We start from the raw sequence: 17,459 nt of genomic DNA, 5'->3' as shown, positions 1-17,459 counted from the left end.
GCAGCGCCCGCCGCCGGCCTCACTCCCAGACCACCTTGGTCTTGTAGTCGTTGGCGTGCTTTTCGAGCAGCGGCAGATAGCGCTTCTCGACCTCGTTGCGCTTGACCTTCATCGTCGGCGTCATCACGCCGTTGTCGATGGTCCAGGCGTCCTTGGCGACGACGATCTTGGCGATCTGCTCGTGGGGTTCGAGCGTGGCGTTGACCGCCTCCATGTCGGCGATCAGACCTTTCTCGACGTCCGCGCGCGGCTTGGCCAGTCCGTTGGCGGACAGCGTGACGATCATGATCGGCTGCTTGAGGCCGGCGCCGACGAAGCACAGCTGGTCGATGTCGGTGTTGCGCGACAGCGCGCCCTCGATCGGTGCCGGCGCGACGTACTTGCCCTTGAGGGTCTTGAAGATGTCCTTGACGCGGCCGGTGATGTACAGGTAGCCGTCCTCGTCGATACGGCCCTTGTCGCCGGTGCGCAGCCAGCCGTCGGCGGTGAACAGCTCGTCGGTCTTGTCCTTGTCCTTGTAGTAGCCGAGCGTCACGCCGGGATGCTTGAACTGGATCTCGCCTTCCTCGGACAGGCGCATGTCGGCGCCCGGCATCGCGCGGCCGACCGCGCCGAGGCGGTTGGCGCCCGGCAGGCTCGCGGTCGCGTAGATGTTGTTCTCGGTCATGCCGTAGCCCTGCAGGATGGTGATGCCGAGCTTGGCGAACCACTCCATCAGCGGCACCGGCATCGGTGCGGCGCCGACGAACAGGTAGCGCGCGTTCTGCAGGCCGATCGCCTTCCTGATCTTCTTCTTGATCAGGCTGGACAGCAGAGGAATCCGCAGCAGACGGTCGAGCTTCTCCTGCGGCATCTTCTTGAGCACGCCGGCCTGGATGCGGCTGTACACCAGCGGCACCCCGTAGAAGCGGGTCGGTGCGACTTCCTTGAGCTGCTCGGCGAGCTTGTCGAGGTTCTCCAGGAACCAGACCTCGCCGCCGAGATAGATCGACGCCAGCTCGACCGCGCCGCGCTCGAAGGCGTGCGCCAACGGCAGATAGGAAAAGAAACGTTCCTGGCCGATCGCCGGCATCGCCTTGAGCAGGCCCTGCGTCGCGAAGGTCAGGTTCTCGCCGGTGATGATCACGCCCTTGGGGTTGCCGGTGGTGCCGGAGGTGTAGATCAGCGACACCATCTGCTTGGGGTCGGGCGGCTGGTAACCGGCGAAGGGTTCGCTGGCGCGCACCAGGTCATCCCAGTTGTGATCGCACTTGGGGACGTCCGGATACGGGAAGGCGATCGTGATGATGCCCTGCGGCAGGCAGCCCATGAACTCGTCCACGTCCGGCATCGGGCCGATGAAGATCGCCTTGGCCTCGCAGTGATTGAGGATGTACTTGACCGCGTCCGGCGCCTGCTTGGGATACAGGCCGACGCTGACGTAGCCGGCCATCGCGATCGCCATGTCGGCGAGGAACCAGTGCGCGGTGTTGCGGCCCGAGATGGCGATGGCGGCGCCGGCCGGCAGGCCGAGATTGCGCAGCGCCGTGGCCATCGAGCGCACCTGCGCCTCGCACTCGGCCCAGGTGTATTTCTTCCAGACGCCGTTGACCGGCTGGAACAGCCAGCCCTGATTGGGCTTCTCCTTGGCCCATTGCAGCAGCGTCTCGACGGGATTCTTGACGGACATTCGGTTTCCCCCAAACAAAGCGTGTTGGCTGAAATCGCCGCGGTGGCGCCCCGAACCCCGGCCGGCCGCGACGGGCCGCCGCGCAGTCCTTTCGGAGTGGATGCGTGCGGCCAAGTGGCCGGGCATTATAGTGGCTGCGCCCGCTGGCCGGACGCGGCCGCGGTTCAAGGACGACAAAACGGGGATAACAACTTGAGACTGCTGGGTTATCTGGTGCTGCCGCTGGGTCTGGTCGTGGCTTATCTGTTGTTCTGGCCGGTGCCGATCGAGCCCAGGGCGTGGACGCCGCAACCGCTTGCCGACGGCGCCTATCCGTACAACGAGACGCTCAAGGCGGTCGAGCGGCTGGCCGAGGGCGTCGGCCGCGGACCGGAAGGCATCGCGGTGGACGCCGCCGGCCGCATCTATGCCGGCTACGACGACGGCCGCGTGATGATGTTCAACCGCAACGGCAGCGGCGGCATGCTGCTCGCCGATACCGGCGGCCGGCCGCTGGGCCTGAGCTTCGGTCCGCGCGGCGGCGTGCTCGTCGCCGACGCGGTCAAGGGCCTGCTGCTGGTCGGCGGGCAGGGCGCCCAGCAGCTGCTCGCGGTCGAGGCCGAGGGCGTGCCGTTCCGCTTTGTGGACGACGTGGACAACACGCGCATGACGCACAAGGTCTATTTCACCGATGCGTCCTCGAAGTTCGCGTGGCCCGACACGATGGCCGACGTGATGGAGCACGGCGCCAATGGCCGTCTGCTCGAATACGACTTCGACACCGACAAGACCACGGTGCTGCTGCGCGACCTGTACTTCGCCAATGGCGTCGCCGTCGGTCCCGATGACGCCTACGTGCTGGTCAGCGAGACCACGAAGTACCGCGTGCGCCGCTACTGGCTCAAGGGCGAAAAGGCCGGCACCTCGGACATCTTCATCGACAACCTGCCGGGCTTTCCCGACAACCTCAGCTACAACGACAAGGGTCAGTTCTGGCTCGCGCTGTACGCGCCGCGCACCGCCGCGCTCGATGCGCTGCTGCCCAAGCCGGACCTGCGCAGGATCGTGTTCCGCCTGCCGGATTTCCTGCAGCCGGGGCCGGCGCATCACGGCTGGGTGCTGGGGCTGGATCTCGACGGCAAGGTGGTCGCCAACCTGCAGTACAAGGGCCGCGGCGCGTATGCGCCGATCACCAGCGTCGAGCAGCACGGCGATGCGCTGTATCTGGGCAGCCTCACCGACACGGCGATCGGCAGGCTGCCGTTGAGCGCGATCCAGAAATAGGGTGCAGATCCGGGGCGTGCGCGTCGGCGCTACCGCTCGGAGGAGAGACGGATGACCAAGGGTGTCGGGCGCGCGGCGGTGCTGGCGCTGGGAGCGGGGCTGGTGGCGGCCTGCGGCAGTTCGGAGACGCCGGACCGCGCAGCGGGTGCGGATTCTCTCGTGCTCAAGGCGGAGACCGCGCTGCCGCCGGGACAGTCCGGTTTCTTCTCGGTGGCCGGTCAGGCTCAGGGCAGCCTCACCGGCAACCCTGCCGACTACGGCGCGCACGTGGACGACCAGCGCCTGCTGTACTGGTCCTTCGACGCCAAGCCCGGTGCGCTGGGGACCAAGCCCGGTACGCCGGAGCGCCCCAAAGACGGCGTCGAGATCTACCGCGACGCCTACGGCGTGCCGATCGTCTATGGCCGCACGCTGCGCGACGGCTGGTTCGGCGTCGGCTACGCCATCGCGCGCGATCGCCTGTTCCTGATGGACGCGGTGCGCCGTTTCGGCGCCGGCACCTTCGGCGAACTGGCCGGCTGCGGCAGCGTGCCCGCCGACATCCAGCAGCGTACCGTGACCTACAGCGACGCCGAGTACCAGGCGTTCTTCGACGCGGCGTCGGCCGACGCCCAGCAGGCGGTGCTCGGCTACGTCGATGGCGCCAATGCCTGGCTGGCGCGCGTGCAGACCGATCCGTCGCTGCTGCCGGCCGAGTACGCGCTGCTGACGACCACGCCGGCGCCGTTCACGGTCAAGGACGTGCTCGCCGCCGGTGTCTATATCACGCGTTTCGTCGCGTCCGAGGGCGGCAACGAGTTCCTCAACATCCAGATGCTCAGGCAGCTCGAAGCCGAGTACGGTTCGCGCAGCGCAGCCTACGATGCCTTCCTCGACCTGAACTGGCTCGACGACCCGAAGGCAGCGGTCAGCGTGCCGCGCACGGTCGGCACGTTCTCCAACCAGCCGGAGCCGGCCGCCGGCCGCGATGCCGTGTTCCGCGCGATGGCCGACTGGGCGCTGACCCTGCCGGAGACGATCTGGAGAGGGCCGGGCACCGGTCACGCGCCGGCGCCCGCGGACTGTTCGCTGCCGATCGGCAAGGCGCGGGCGTACAGCGGCGGGCTCGGCGCGGGCGGTGAAGGGCTGTCGCGCAAACCGGGCTCCGCCCGGGCCACACAGGCCGACAGGGCGCGCGCCGCGCGCGCCGCCGTGCGTTCGGCGATCCGCGCACTGCAGGATCTGCGCGCGCAGCTGCACGGCGGCAGCATGGCCTACGCACTGGCGCCGTCGCGCACGCGTGGTGGCGGCACGCTGATGGTCGGCGGGCCGCAGCTCGGCTACAGCTATCCGCTGCTGCTGGTCGAGTTCGAGATCCACGCCGGCGACTACCACGCGCGCGGTTCGTCGGTGCCGATCCTGCCGGCGGTCGGCATCGGCTATACCGAGCACGCCGCCTGGGGCCTGACGACGGGCTACAGCAAGACCATCGACTCCTTCGTCGAGACGATCTGCTCCACCGCCCAGCAGGCGGCCGGCAGCTGCAGTGCGAACCAGTATTTCCACGACGGCCAGTGGAAGGACATGGCCTGCCGCGACGAGACCATCGCGTACCGTCTGTCGCAGCAGGGCATTCCGTTCGGTCCGCCGGCGCGGTCCACGACCGTGCAGGTCTGCCGCACCGTGCACGGGCCGATCGTCGCCCGCGACGACGCGGCGGGGCTGGCGCGCAGCCTGCAGTACGCGATGTTCGGCCGCGAGATCGAGACGATCGAAGGCGTCGGCGCCTGGGCGCGAGTGCGCAGCTTCGACGAGTTCCGCGAAGCGGTCAGCAAAGTGACCTGGAACGAGAACGTCACCGTCGCCACGCGCGACGGTCACATCGGCTATTTCCATCCGGGGCTGTTCCCGCGCCGCAGCGCCGACACCGACATGCGCCTGCCGATCCCCGGCAGCGGCGCGTTCGACTTCGGCGCGCCGCTGGCGTTCGGCGAACTGCCGCACGCGATCGATCCACCGCAGGGCTATGTCGCCAACTGGAACAACAAGCCGGCCTACGGCTGGCTCGACGGCGAAGGTCTGGGCAGCACCTCGCGGCCCGGAGGGCCGGGCCAGCGCGTGACCAGCATCCAGGACAAGCTGGCGACGCGCAGCGACTGGACCTTCGCCGACCTGCGCGAGATCGACCGCCACCATGGCATCCGCGACCACCGTGCGCGCGAGTACCTGCCGCTGCTCGCCGCCTTCCGCGCCAGTGCTGGCGCGACGCTGGGCGACGTCGAACGCGCGCTGCTCGACACCGTTCTCGCCTGGGACGGCGTCGCCTTCGGGCCGGAGCAGGACATCGTCGCCGAGGACGCGCGCGACGGCGTCGCGCCGACGCTGTTCGCCGCGCTGGTCGATGCGCTGCGCGAGGAGCTGTTCGGCGCCCTGCGCAACCGCGTCATCGACCCGGGCGTACCGGACGCCGATCCGAACAACCCGGACCCCGAAGCCGGCCTGACCATCTTCGGCCGCCTCGCTGGCGTCGGCAGCCATGTCTTCGACCAGAGCGTGATGGACAACCTCGTGTTGCGCGCGCTCGATCCGCAGCACTCGGGCCTGGCGCTGCGCCGCGACTACCGCAATGGCCGCAGCCGCGACGAGGTGATGCGTGCCGCGCTGACGCGCGCGCTCGCGGCGCTGGCGGCAGCGTACAACGGCAGTGCGGCGCTGACCGTCGCCGACCTGGACAAGTGCCGGCGCATCCATCCGCGCTCGCAGCTGTGTTCGCTGACCGGCGTGATCGGACCGGGGTCCGACACGCTGCCGGGCACGAGCTGCGTGACGATGCCCTACGAGGATCGCGGCTCGTGGGTGCAGCGCGTCGGCTACGAGCCGGCCGATGACTGAGGCGGCGCGCCGCCACGACGTCATCGTCGTCGGCGCCGGTCACAACGGGCTGGTGTGCGCGGCCTATCTGGCGCGCGCCGGACGCCGGGTGCTGGTGCTGGAACGGCGCGATATCGTCGGCGGCGCTGCGGTCACCGAGGAGTTCGCGCCCGGCTATCGGGCCTCCACGGCGTCCTACCTCGTCTCGCTGCTGCTGCCGCAGGTCGAGCGCGAGCTGGAACTGCACAAGTACGGCTACCGCGTGCTGGCGCGCAATCCCTCGTCGTTCACGCCGCTGCCGGACGGCCGCAGCCTGCTGATGGGGCCGGACGCCGCGCTGAACCGGCGCGAGATCGCCAAGTTCTCGGTGCGCGATGCCGACGCGTATCCACGCTACGAGTCCTGGCTGACGCGCGTCGCCGAGGCGCTGGAACCGGCGCTCGAGGACATTCCGCCGGACCTGCTGCCGCTGCCGCCGCAGTGGCGCCGCCGCGGGCTGCGCAACCGGCTCGCCAACCTGCGCCGCGCGCTGAGGTTCCATCGCAGCCTGAAGCAACTCGGCGACGAACTGCCGCAGGCGCTGGAGCTGCTGACCGGCGCGGCGACGCCGATCCTGCAGCGCTGGTTCGAGTCCGACGCGCTCAAGGCCACGCTGGCCACCGATGCGATCATCGGCGCCTTCGCGCCGCCGTCGGCGCCGGGCACCGGCTACGTGCTGCTGCATCACGTGATGGGCACCGCCGGTGGCGCGCGTGGTGTCTGGGGCTATGTCGAAGGCGGCATGGGTGCGCTCACGCAGGCGATGCGCGCGGCGGCCGAGGCCGCCGGCGTGCAGATCCGCACCAACGCCGAGGTGGCGCAGATCGAGGTCCGCGGCGGCCGCGCCTGCGGCGTGCGGCTGGCGTCCGGCGAAGTGGTCGCGGCGGACATGGTCGTGTCGAACGCGACGCCGGAGATCACCTTTCTGCGCCTGCTCGGCGCGGATGCGCTGCCGGCGCCGTTCCGCGCGGCGGTGGCGCGCATCGACTATGCGAGCGCGTCGATGAAGATCAACCTGGCGCTGTCGGAGCTGCCGGATTTCACGTCGATGCCGGGCAAGTCCGCGGTCGGCGCGCAGCACCGCGGCACGATCCATATCAGCCCGACGCTCGAATACATCGAGGCCGCTTACGAGGACGCGCGCCGCGGTGCCCCCTCGCGCGCGCCGGTCGTCGAACTGACGCTGCCGACCTCGGTGGACACGACGCTCGCGCCGCCGGGTCATCACATCGCCCAGCTGTTCGTGCAGTACGCGCCGTATCGGCTGCGCGACGCGCGCTGGGACGACATCGCCGAGGCCTTCGCCGACACCTGCATCGACGCGGTGACGCGCCATGCGCCCAACTTCCGCGCGTCGGTGCTGCACCGGCAGGTGCTGTCGCCGCTGGAGCTGGAGCGGCGCTTCGCACTGACCGGCGGCAACATCTTTCACGGCGCGATGCCGCTGCATCAGCTGTTTGGCTTCCGCCCGGTGCCGGGCTGGAGCGACTACCGCACGCCGCTGCCGGGCCTGTTCCTGTGCGGTGCCGGCGCCCATCCCGGCGGCGGCGTCAGCGGCGCACCGGGCCGCAACGCCGCGCGCGTGATGCTCGGTGCCGGATAGTCGGCCGTTGCTACCGGCTGTCGGCTGGTGCCTGCCGCGTTGCGGTCGCCGGAGTGCAATCGGAGCACACACGCGACGAGTCGGTCGATGCAGGTTCTGGACAGCACCCTCGAACGGGCCTTGCTCAGTATCTACGATGCCAGCGGCCTGAGGGCCGGCGGGCTGCTGTCGGTGGCCGCATTGCAACGTGCCTGGGAGCGCACCGGCTTGCGCAACAGCGACTTCCGCGATGCCGTGCGCATCCTGCTGCGCCGCGGCCTGCTCGAGGTGCGCGACCGTCCCGACGCGATGGACGTCGTGCTGACCCCGGCCGGCGCGGCGCGCCTGCAGGCGGACGCATTCCGGCATCCCTCCGAGGCGCCGGACCTCGAGGACCTGCGCACGCTCGAAACGGCGCGCGCACGGGCGCACGCCCGGCGACAGGCCTGGGCCGGCGGCCGCCGCCGGCGCAACGATGATCAGCAGCCCGATGCCGGCCAGCTGCACTGAGGGCGGGGCGCAGGCCCGCGAGGCGGGCGATCGCCCGCTGGGGAGACATGATGGACAAGCGTAATGCGGCGTTGACGGCCCTGGTCGTCGATGATTCACGCACCATGCGCGAGATGGTTTCGGCCATGCTCGAAGCGCAGGGGATCGGTCATGTCGAGCAGGCCGAGGACGGCGTGTCGGCGTTCCGCGCCATCGACGGGCTGGAAAAACCGGTCGATCTGCTGTTCTGCGACCTGGCGATGCCCGGCGTCGATGGTGTCGAGACGCTGCGCGGGCTGGCGGCACGCAACATCGAGGCCGGTGTCGTGCTGCTGTCCGGCGTCGATCCCAAGCTGATCAAGACCGTCGCCGACATGGCCGAGCAGCTGGGCCTGCGCGTGCTCGGTTCGATCAGCAAGCCGTTCCGCGAGGACCAGATCGCCGAGGTCGTCGCCCAGTACCACCGCATCGTCGCGCCCAAGCGCGGACGCCCGGCGCTGACGATCACTGCACAGGAACTGGAAGCGGCGATCGACGACAACCGCATCGAGGTCTTCTACCAACCCAAGATCCGCGTCTCCGACAGTCAGGTCGCCGGCGTCGAGGCGCTGGTGCGCATGCGCCATCCGGCTTACGGACTGATCCAGCCGAGCGCGTTCATCGACATCGCCGAGGAGACGTCCAAGCGCATCACGCGGTTGACGCTGGCGGTGCTGCAGAAGGCGATCGCCCAGGCCGGCGAATGGCGTCGCGCCGGCCTCGAACTGGGTCTGGCGGTCAACGTCTCCACCCAGTCGCTGCGCCGCCTGGATCTGCCGGACATGGTCGAGGACATGGCATCCAAGGCCGGTGTCGATCACACCAGCATCACGATGGAAGTGACCGAGAGCCAGGTGATGGGCACCGCCGAGATCCTGCACATCCTGTCGCGTTTCCGCCTGCGCAACTTCAAGCTGTCGATCGACGACTTCGGCACCGGCCATTCGAGCCTCGCGCGGCTGCGGCGCCTGCCGTTCACCGAGCTCAAGATCGATCGCTCGTTCGTCGATGGCGCCGCCGACGATCCCGACCTGCAGTCGATCCTGACCAGCAGCATCGAACTGGGCAAGCGCCTGCGCATGACGGTGGTCGCCGAGGGCGTCGAGCGCTGGGCCGACTGGCGCCTGCTCGAACGTCTCGGCTGCGACCAGATCCAGGGCTACATCGCCTCGCTGCCGCTCGCCGCGGCCGACATTCCCGGCTTCGTCAGGCGCTGGACCGAACGCGCCGCCTGAGGCGCGCGCCTTCCGGCGTCTGCTAACCTCGCCGGCCTGTGCGCGGCCGTTCCGCGCTCGTGTCGGATCACGCCTCGCGAATGAACGCCAACGGCCACGTGCTCGGCTGGGAAACCTGGGCCCGCTTCAGGCGGACGACCGCGACCTTTCTGGCCTCGCCGGAAGGGCGCCGCTCGGTTGCGATGATGGGCGTACTGATCGCGTTTCTCGTGGTGATCAACGGCCTCAACGTGATCAACAGCTACGTCGGCCGCGACTTCATCTCGGCGATCGAGGGCCGCGACCGCGCCGGCTTCGTCCGCATGGCCTGGCTCTACGTCGGCGTGTTCGCGCTGTCCACCGTCGCCGCGGTCGTGTTCCGCTTCGTCGAGGAGCGGCTGGCGCTGCTGTGGCGGACCTGGCAGACCCATCACATCCTCGACCGCTATCTGGCGCAGCGCGCCTACTACCGCATCGAGGAATACGCGGATCTGCCCAACCCCGACCAGCGCATCGCCGAGGACATCCGCGCATTCACGACGACGACCCTGTCGTTCGCGCTGATGACGCTCAACGCGACGGTGACCATCGTCGCGTTCTCCGGCGTGCTCTGGTCGATCAGTCCGCGCCTGTTCGGCGTCGCCGTGCTGTACGCGCTGGTCGGATCGGCGCTGACCGTGCTGGTCGGACGGCGCCTGGTCGGACTCAACGTGCGCCAGCTCGACATGGAAGCGAACTTCCGCTCCGAGCTGCTGCGCGTGCGCGAGTACGCCGACGAGATCGCGCTGCTGCAGCGCGAACCGCACGTGCACAACCGCCTGCTGCGGCGCCTCGATGCCGTCGTCGCCAACACGCGGCGCATCATCGCCGTCAACCGCAACCTCGGCTTCTTCACCAACGGCTACAACTACCTGATCCAGATCATCCCGGCGCTGATCGTCGCGCCGCTGTTCATGCAGGGCGACGTGCCTTTCGGGGTGATCACGCAGTCGGCGATGGCGTTCTCGACGCTGATGGGCGCGTTCTCGCTGGCGGTCACGCAGTTCCAGTCGATCTCCGCCTATGCCGCGGTGATCGGCCGTCTCGGCCGGCTGACCGACGCGATCGCGCAGCCCTGCCCGGTACCGCGATCGGCGATCGAAACGGTCGAGCGTGATGGCTCGCTGGTGTACGAGAAGCTGACGCTGCGCCGCCCCGATGGCCGGTTGCTGCTGCGCGAACTCGATCTGGTCGTCGAGCCGGGCCGCCGCGTGCGCGTCAGCGGCGCCCATGGCCACGCCAAGGTCGCGCTGTTCCGTGCGACCGCGGGCCTGTCCTGCGAGGGCGAAGGGCGCATCCTGCGGCCCGGTGCGTCCTCGATGCTGTTCGTCCCCGAACTGCCGTACCTGCCGGCCGGCAGTCTGCGCGAACTGCTGCTCCACGAGAACGGCCACGAGACGCGCAGCGACGCCGAGATCCACCGCGTACTGCACGAGCTGCAACTCGATGTCGTGCTGGCGCAGGCCGGCGGGCTCGACGTCGAGCGCGACTGGGGCGCGGAGCTCGGCGTCAGCGAGCAGGCCGGCCTGGTGGTGGCGCGCGTGCTGCTCGCCCGTCCCCAGTTTGCGTTCTTCGATCGCATGAGCGTGGCGATGGACGGCGCGCAGATGGCGCGCAGCCTGCGGCTGCTCGGCCGTCAGGGCATCGGCTATCTGGTGCTCGCCAAGCCGGACGAGGCGCCGGGACTGTTCGACGCCGCGCTGGACATCGCCGCCGACGGCAGCTGGACCTGGACCCTGCTCACGCCGGCGCCGGTCCCAGCGTGACGACGAGACGGTGCCGCGCGCCGTCGTCGGCGAGATCGATCGCCACCGCACCGGCGCGCGGCGTCAGCGGCGCGCCGTCCAGGGTCGCGGCGATCACCGCAGCGCTGCAGCGCTGCGGATTCTCCACCTCGATCGCATAGCGCGACGACAGGCCGGGTGGCTGGTAGTCGATGCGGTAGCCGGCCCATTCGTCGGGCACGCAGGGCGCTAGCCGCAGCCGGCGACCGTCGATGACGCGCAGGCCCAGCACCGACTCCACCGCGACGCGCCAGGCCCAGCCGGCCGAGCCGGTGTACCAGGTCCAGCCACCGCGGCCGACATGCGGGTCGGCGCCGTAGATGTCCGCGGCGATCACGTAGGGCTCGACCTGGTAGCGATCCAGCGCCTGCGCATCGCGCGTGTGCCAGGCCGGGCCGAGCATCGCCAGCCAGCGTGCCGCACGCGCGCGCCATCCCAGTTGCGCCGCCGCGGCCACGACCCAGCAGGCGGCGTGCGTGTACTGTCCGCCGTTCTCGCGCACGCCGGCGACATAGCCCTTGATGTAGCCGGGGTCGTGCGGCAGATCGACGAAGGGCGGGGTCAGCAGGCGGATCAGGCCGTGGTCTTCATCGACCAGTTGCGCCGCGGCGGCCTGCATCGCCTGCACCGCCCGCCCGGGCGGCGCCGCGCCGGACAGCACCGCCCAGGCCTGCGCCAGACCGTCGATGCGGCACTCCGGATTTTCCTTCGTGCCCAGCGGCGCACCGTCGTCGAAGTAGGCACGCCGGTACCAGGCGCCGTCCCAGCCGGCGTCGTTGAGCGCGTCGTGCAGCGCTGTGCGGTAGGTGGCGTAGCGCGTCGCGCGCGCCGCGTCGCCGCGCTGCTGCGCGAGTGCGATGAACGGTGCCAGCAGGTCGTAGAGGAAGAAGCCCAGCCAGACGCTCTCGCCACGACCCTCGCGGCCGATGCGGTTCATGCCGTCGTTCCAGTCGCCGGTGCCCATCAGCGGCAGGCCGTGCGCGCCGCGCGTCAGCGAGCGGTCGATGGCGCGGCAGCAGTGCTCGTAAAGCGTCGCCGACGCGTCGGTGAACGCGGGCTGCAGGTAGTTCTCCTCCTGGTCCGGCGCCAGCTGCGGCCCCTGCAGGAAGGGCAGCGGCTCGTCATAGATCGTGGCGTCGCCGGTGTCGCGCACATAGCGGTCGGTGACATACGGCAGCCACAGCAGGTCGTCGGCAAAGCGCGTGCGCACGCCGCGGATCACCGGCGCGTCGTGCCACCAGTGCAGCACGTCGCCTTCGACGAACTGGCGCTGCGCGTGCAGCAGGATCTGCGCGCGCGTGCGTTGCGGCCACAGCAGCGAAAAATTGCCGGCGTCCTGCAGTTGGTCGCGGAAGCCGTAGGCACCGCTGGACTGGTAGTACGCGCTGCGCGCCCAGAGCCGGCAGGCGAGCGCCTGGTACGGCAGCCAGCCGTTGACCATCGCATCGATCTCGGGTGAAGGCGTCGCGACGCGCAGCCCGTCGAGGCTGTCGCGCCAGAACTGCCGCACTTCGTCGAGCGCGGCGTCGATGCGCTGCTGGGTCGCATGGCGTGCGATCAGCCGCTCAAGCTCGTCCGCACTCGTCGCTTCGCCGAGCATGAACGTGACGATGGCGGTCGCGCCGGGTGCGAGCGTGATCGTGCGGCGCAGCGCGAAGCAGGGGTCGAGGTTGTCGCCGCTGCGGCCATCGAGTGCGTCGCGCTCGACCGCCGCAGGGTTGCGGCTGCTGCGGTTCGGGCCGATGAAGCTGCGCCGGTCGCAGCCGTGACCCGCCGCGTCGCCACCGACCGCGGCGGCGAACGCGATGCCGTCGGCGAAGTCGCCCGGCAACTCGCAGCGCGCGCACAGCGCTTGGCCGTTCACCCAGCTGCGGACCGGTCGCTGCCCATCGGGCAGCGTGCCGAGCACCAGACGCTGGTAGCCGACGACCGCCAGGCTGCGGACGTCGGCGCCCTCGTTGCGCAGTTGCAGGCGCACGAACTTGACCGGGTCGTGGCGCGCGACGAACACGGTCGTCGTCTGTGCAATGCCGTGCGCGGTGCAGTGGTAGCGGGAGTAGCCGAAGCCATGCACCGCCTCGTAGGCGACCGGCGCCGGCGTGGGGCCGGGCAGCGCCGACCAGAACTGCCCCGTGTCCAGATCGCGCAGATAGAACGCCTCGTCGTGCGGGTCGCAGACCGGATCGGCCGACCAGGGCGTCAGCCGGTTCTGCTGGCTGTTGCGGCTCCAGGTGCAGCCGGCGCCGGCCTCGCTGGCGAGGGTGCCGAAGCGCTCGTTGGCGATCACGTTGATCCACGGCATCGGCGGCCGCGCCGGCGCATCGCCGAGCCACGGCAGCTCGATGCGGTACTCACGGCCGTCTGCCGTGAAGCCATGGGTGAGCGGCGGCGCTGGGCGACGCGCGGGCTCGGGCGTGTGCGCGAACGGCTGCGCGCCGTGCCCCGCTGCGCGCCGTGCCGCGGCCTCCGCATCGTCGGCGATGCCGAGCAGGAAGCCGAGCTCGCGCGTCTCGCCCGGCGCGAGCGTGAGCTGCGTGCGCAGCGCGAACAGCGGATCGAGCACGTTGCCGACGGTGCCGCGCATGTCCATTGCCGGGTGTGCGACGCTGCGCCCGCGGCCGATGAAGCGTGCGCGGTCGGTTTCCCAGGCCTCGGCCGATGCGCCGGTCAGCGCGTGGAAGATCGTCGGCCAGCGTTCGTCGCTGCCGCGCGGCCGGCGCGTGGCGGTGAGCAGACCGCGTGCGGGATCGCTGGCGGTCTGCACGAACAGCTTGAGAAAGCAGGGGTGGTTCAGATCCGCCTGCGGATGGGCCAGCGCGATCTCGATGCAGCTGGTGATCTCGATGCGTCGCGTCCGGCCGGACGGGTTGCTCAGGCTGAGCCACCGGATCTCGACATCGTCCTGCGCATCCACACGCACGCCCATGCGGCTGTCGATGCCGTGCATGCAGCGGACGTAGAGGACCTCGTCTGCGGTGCGCTCGCAGCGGAAGTGCGCGTTCGCTTGTGCGTCATGCCCGCGCAGGCGGGCATCCAGCGCGAGGCCCGAGGTCTGGAGTCCCGCGTTCGCGCGAATGACGGTTTCGTCCGGCACTGGCTGTAAGCCTGCCGACCACAGCGCGCCGGAGTCGAGGTCGCGCAGGTAGATGAAGAAGCCGTGGGCGTCCTCGACCGCATCGGCCGGCCAGCGGTTGAGCGCGATCCAGTCCCAGGTCGAGCGCCCGCTGCCGTTGGCCGTCAGCGTGACGCGATAGCGGCCGGTGCCCAGTTCGTGACGTGATGGCGTGGTCATCGTGAGGTGCGGATATGCAGGCACAGCGGTGTTGTGACGCGGTCGATGGTGACCGATGTGCCGTCATGAATGACAGTCGTTTCGTCATCGACTTCGACCGTAACGATCGTCCCGGTCAGCGGGGGGCGCAGCACGATCCTGCCGGCGACGCCGGGCTGCAGCTCGAACCGCGTCGTCGCCGAATCGAGCCGGCGCAGCGTGTAGTGAAGCGTGCCGCGGGTCGTCGGCAGGTCGTGCACGCGCACACCCTCGCCGGCGAGCCAGTCGGCGTCGAGGCCTGCCGCGAGGATCAGCGCATCCTGCGTTCCGCTCTCGTAGGCGAACAGGCTGCGCAGCGCGAGCACGTACTCGGCGGCAATCCAGGTGTGCGGCAGGTCGCCGAGATGTCCGGGCGTGCGCGGGTCGCGCCAGGCGATCTCCGGCCACTGGTTCCACGCCGGCGGGCGGCGATCGGCGAGCAGAAAGCGCAGCAGGTCCAGGGCCGCGTCGCGCCACCCCAGGCGCAGCAGCGCGCCGACGATGCGGATCTCGTACGGCGAGTAGTTCACCCAGTCTGTCTCGTTGCGGCGCTTGCTCCGCCAGTCGTCGAGATAGCGCGTGTAGGTGCGCTCGACCGCGGTACGGTCCAGTTGCGGCGGCAGGTCGAGCAGCGTGATGAGCTGTGCGGTCGCCGTCGGATCGAAGTCGGCCCACTCGACGCTGCCGGGGATGTAGTCGAGTGACTGGCGTGCGCGCGTCGCGGCGATCGACGCGAACAGCGCATCGGCGATGCGCCGCTGCAGGTCGTCACAGCGCTGCGCGAGTTCGCTGCGGTGGTGCAGGCGAGCGAGCGCCGCCATGTCGCGGAGGCCGCGCACCGCCCAGGCATCGTCCCAGTAGGCATGCACCGGCTGCGCCAGATAGCCCTCGTGGCTGACCGACACCGGCAGCAGACCGCTGTCGTCGAGCAGGCCACCGATGCGGTTCACGGTACGTTCGATCGACGGCCACAGGCGGTCGAGCAGTGCCGGGTCCGGCGCGAACCGTTGATGATCGGCAATCAGCGCCAGCCACTGCCCGTGACTGTCGTGTTCGACCAGCGGATCCGCGCCTCGGCTGTCAACGCAACACGGCACGAAGCCGTCCGCGCGCACATGGGGCGCATACCAGCGGATGAAGGCGCCGACGGCATCGGTCTGCTTCATCCGCAGCAGCGCGGCCGCCATCACCGCGCCGTCACGTATCCAGGATCGGCGATACCGACGCGGCCCCGGCTGCAGCGCCGCGCCGTCGCGTGTCGCCAGGATGTGCGCGGTCGCGGTCCACGCGGCACGCATCGCGTCCATCGCATCGCCGCCAGCCGCGAGCATCGAGGTCGGCACCACGCAGGCCCAGTCGAACGCAGGTTCGGCCGCGTCGGCGAGCTGTTCTGGCGCGGATGCCGCTGACAGCAGGACCTCGTCGTGCGCGCCGGCGTCGGCCTTCATCTCGAACGCGAGCGCGCCGGTCGCATACCCCTCGGGATCGTCGGCCTGCCAGGCCTCGTCGTTGCCACGGAGGCGGGAATCCAGTTGTACCGCCGAAGGCGGTGTTCCGTCCGCGGCGCGCCACGCACCCGCCCGTGCCGTGCGACTCAGCGGCCGCACGACGCCACGTCCGTCGATGTGCAGCGTGTCGCCGTCCCATGCGAGACGGTGAATCGGACGCAGGCCGCCGAGTTCGCCGTGCTGCTGCCACGGCGGCGTGATCTGGAACGGCCGGATCAGCAGAAACAGCCGCGCCGCCAGCCGACGGTTGCCGCGATTGGTCAGCCGATAGCGCAGCCGCAGCGTGCCGGACGCGGTGGCCTCCGCGGCGATGCGCAGCGTCCAAGCCGACGTCTCCCAGCGCACCGACGGCTGCGGCATCCAGCCGTCCTGCAGCGCCGGATGTGCGTCCACATCCGCCCAGGTGTGGAGCCGACCGTTCACCGACAGCAACGGCTCGATCAGCGCGCTGCCGGGCGCGAACTCGAAGCGCCCATCCTGGTCGATCAGCACCTGCGCGCCCGAGTGCGGTGTGCCGACCGGTGTCCACAGGCATTGCTCGCGCAGCAGCCAGCGCGGCAGAGCGCCGCGTGGCTCCGCCGCGGCGACGTGCTGCCAGTAAGCCTCCGGCGAGCGCGAGAAGGTGAAGTTCTGCAGCCGCACGCGCGCGCCGACGTCCGCATCGCGCAGTTCGAGGCGCAGATAGCGGAACTTCGCGTCCGGCAGCGCGACGTAGCTGCGCGGGCCGCCCGCGCGATCGGTGGCATAACGCGTCGTCCAGCGCCGGCCGGTGTTCGACGTACGGATGCGAAAGCCCGTGGACGGCGCCGCTTCCTCCCATTCGATGACCACGCCGCCGAAGTCCCGCACCCGCTGCGTGTCCAGCTGCAGCCAGGGCGACGCATCGTGCACCTGCGGCTTCCAGCCGACGTGCGTCAGTGCCTGCGCGGCCTCGCGGCCGGGTCGGGCACTCGATGCGTCGGCGAGCACGGGGCCGCCCGTGTCGTCGGCGATCAGCCGCAGATCGCCGATCTCCAGCCAGCCGCGCCCGCCGTCGCCGCCGGTGGCGACGAGCGCAAATTCGATCGCGCCCAGCTCCACGAGCGCACCGTCATGCGACGGCCCCCATGCGAACTCGATCCGCCGGCTCGGAATCTCGTAGCGCCGCCAGCGCGCCGATGCCGCGAGCGGACGGATCACATGTCGCCAGACATTGCGGCCCGAGGCATCGACCAGCTTGACCTCGAGATCCTGCGCTGCGGTTTCGCCGCGCAGGCGGAAGTGCACCGTCCACGACGCCGGCAGGCGCGCCCGCAGCGGTTTGCGCGCGACGACGAAACCGCTGCCGCCGTGATAATCGATGTCGAGCCGGAGCACGGCGCCGCGCCGCGAGGCCACGGCCGACAGTCGCAGCTCGGCCTGCCCGGACACGGCGGTCTCCCAGTGCTGCGCGCTGACCTGCAGTGCGCAGCCTGCGTCGAGTGCGAAATGGGATGGATTCATCGGTTTCCAGTCTGCTGCTCATGCTCGCGGAAGTCGATGCGCCGGTGCGGCGCGTTTGACGCCTGGACGCGACTCTGCTCAGCTTCGGTCGCCCATTGGCGGCAGGGGGAAAGGGAATGGACCTGTGGATCGGCGCCGGACTCGCGCTCACGGTCGGCCTGTCGGCATCGTGGATCGGGCTGGACCGCGAC

9 protein-coding genes are annotated in these 17,459 nt (G+C 70.2%); 6 read left to right on the top strand and 3 right to left on the bottom strand.

The features are described from left to right. Positions 1-19: 19 nt before the first annotated feature. Complete coding sequence (locus AAG565_RS04085) at positions 20-1,669, bottom strand: AMP-binding protein (RefSeq protein WP_348818276.1); 1,650 nt, start codon at positions 1,667-1,669, stop codon at positions 20-22. A 192-nt stretch (positions 1,670-1,861) separates the two neighbouring features. Here AAG565_RS04085 and AAG565_RS04080 point away from each other — a divergent pair, with 192 nt between their 5' ends. From AAG565_RS04080 to AAG565_RS04055, 6 genes are all read left to right on the top strand, one after another. Further along, positions 1,862-2,932 (top strand): SMP-30/gluconolactonase/LRE family protein, encoded by a 1,071-nt coding sequence (locus AAG565_RS04080; RefSeq protein WP_348818275.1) that lies wholly within the window; start codon positions 1,862-1,864, stop codon positions 2,930-2,932. Positions 2,933-2,983: 51 nt separating this feature from the next. Continuing rightward, positions 2,984-5,803, top strand: coding sequence for a penicillin acylase family protein (locus AAG565_RS04075; protein WP_348818274.1), 2,820 nt, complete (start codon positions 2,984-2,986; stop codon positions 5,801-5,803). Further along, positions 5,796-7,424, top strand: coding sequence for an NAD(P)/FAD-dependent oxidoreductase (locus AAG565_RS04070; protein ID WP_348818273.1), 1,629 nt, complete (start codon positions 5,796-5,798; stop codon positions 7,422-7,424). Before AAG565_RS04075 ends, AAG565_RS04070 begins: the two co-directional genes overlap by 8 nt. An 87-nt stretch (positions 7,425-7,511) precedes the next feature. After that, positions 7,512-7,913, top strand: coding sequence for a hypothetical protein (locus AAG565_RS04065; RefSeq protein WP_348818272.1), 402 nt, complete (start codon positions 7,512-7,514; stop codon positions 7,911-7,913). A 50-nt stretch (positions 7,914-7,963) separates the two neighbouring features. Continuing rightward, positions 7,964-9,166, top strand: a complete 1,203-nt coding sequence (locus AAG565_RS04060) for an EAL domain-containing response regulator (RefSeq protein WP_348818271.1) — start codon at positions 7,964-7,966, stop codon at positions 9,164-9,166. An 80-nt stretch (positions 9,167-9,246) separates the two neighbouring features. Next, on the top strand, positions 9,247-10,950 hold the full coding sequence (locus AAG565_RS04055; RefSeq protein WP_348818270.1) for an SbmA/BacA-like family transporter: 1,704 nt from the start codon (positions 9,247-9,249) through the stop codon (positions 10,948-10,950). On the opposite strand, the gene AAG565_RS04050 is transcribed toward AAG565_RS04055, so the two are convergent. Then, entirely contained in the window at positions 10,925-14,260 is a 3,336-nt protein-coding gene (locus AAG565_RS04050; RefSeq protein ID WP_348818269.1) for a glycosyl transferase, read from the bottom strand. The two genes, AAG565_RS04055 and AAG565_RS04050, sit on opposite strands and share 26 nt — an antisense overlap. Beyond that, positions 14,257-17,268 carry a discoidin domain-containing protein gene (locus tag AAG565_RS04045; protein WP_348818268.1) on the bottom strand — a complete coding sequence of 1,004 codons (3,012 nt, stop codon included), beginning with the start codon at positions 17,266-17,268 and terminating at the stop codon, positions 14,257-14,259. Before AAG565_RS04045 ends, AAG565_RS04050 begins: the two co-directional genes overlap by 4 nt. Positions 17,269-17,459 lie beyond the last annotated feature (191 nt).

The sequence above is a fragment of the Fontimonas sp. SYSU GA230001 genome (genome assembly GCF_040066175.1).
Lineage (GTDB): Bacteria > Pseudomonadota > Gammaproteobacteria > Nevskiales > Nevskiaceae > Solimonas.
The sequence above is the reverse complement of the archived record's forward strand: the minus strand, read 5'-3'. Positions and strand labels throughout refer to the sequence as shown.